Source organism: Gammaproteobacteria bacterium (genome assembly GCA_037388465.1).
Lineage (GTDB): Bacteria > Pseudomonadota > Gammaproteobacteria > SpSt-1174 > SpSt-1174 > JARRKE01.
Map to the genome: position 1 here is coordinate 12,048 of JARRKE010000069.1, position 1,028 is coordinate 13,075.

Sequence of the window (1,028 nt, forward strand, 5' to 3'; positions counted from 1 at the left end):
ACTTGCTCGCCAGCGCCCCGAACACCAGGGCCGGAACGAACAGGTCCATATTGAGCTGATTGGCCAGTGCCATGTCGGGCCGCTTGTAGCGGCCATACAGGTAACCGATCCCGGCAATGGCGAACACCGGGAAGATGATGGAGAAAATGCGCAGGAGCATGGATCAGGAGCTGGTTTTTAGGAGAGGATAGGGTTTAACGACCGAGCTCAGGCGCGCCGAAACTGCGCAGCAGTTTGGGCGGTCGACTGGAGCGCATTGTTGGGCATTTATTTCACCCGCACAGTGGAGACTACGGTTTTACCGGCTGACTTTCGAAACGTCTCAAACTCTACTGTCAGTTCACCCGTCTTAATATCTACATGCGTAATCTCTGTAGTAAAGCCGTGATTTAGTTCAACCGGTGTTCTCGAATCCGGTAGCAGCGTCACGTAAGTGCGTTTCACAAGGTCCAATTTGTACAGATCGCCCGTTCCATATATCCCCGACGTTGCCACATACAGGAAGCGCAAGTCTGGCGACCACGCGAAGGAATTAACGTCCGTCGCCCATTCTGGCTGTTGCCAAAACCGATCATTAACATCCCACTTATCCCACGTTTTAGGCTGAGGAAGTGGAATTGTTCCTGGTCCTGCTCCATCGGCGGTATTTATAATTCCAATATTCGAACCAAGTGCATCATCACAAAAGAGAAACACCGAGAAAGGGCCGCCAGACGGCTGATGATACAGACCTTGCTTGCACACCTTAGGGGAAGCCACGATTAAGTAACCATCCGCAGCGAATACTACGTGCGCGATGAATAACATCAAAGCTATCAAAATCAACTTCATTGATGTCCAACGCAAAGCTAAGGGGCGCAAGACGCATCGCGGCGAAGCGTCCCAGCGAGCTAAGGGAGCGATCTTGAGCGTCATGTTATAAGGCATTCTATGCCTCCTCACCCGGACCCTTCGCAAGTGATGAAAAGTACATGTTGTCTTCCTCTGCACTATCTTTAACGTAAATTTCAATTCCACCAAGCCCTGGA

General features: G+C 51.1%; 2 protein-coding genes. Both read right to left on the reverse strand.

Features of this window, described 5'->3' with window-relative positions:
- On the reverse strand, positions 1 to 160 hold a 160-nt coding region (locus tag P8Y64_11575), incomplete at its 3' end, for an AEC family transporter (GenBank protein ID MEJ2061104.1).
- A 107-nt stretch (positions 161 to 267) separates the two neighbouring features.
- Positions 268 to 927: a hypothetical protein gene (locus P8Y64_11580; GenBank protein MEJ2061105.1), complete on the reverse strand. Its 660-nt coding sequence runs from the start codon at positions 925 to 927 to the stop codon at positions 268 to 270.
- Between the last annotated feature and the right edge of the window lie 101 nt (positions 928 to 1,028).

What these genes read in the sequence shown, in the direction of transcription:
- P8Y64_11580 (MEJ2061105.1), bottom strand. Translation starts at nt 927, where the DNA reads ATGCCTTATAACATGACGCTCAAGATCGCTCCCTTAGCTCGCTGGGAC.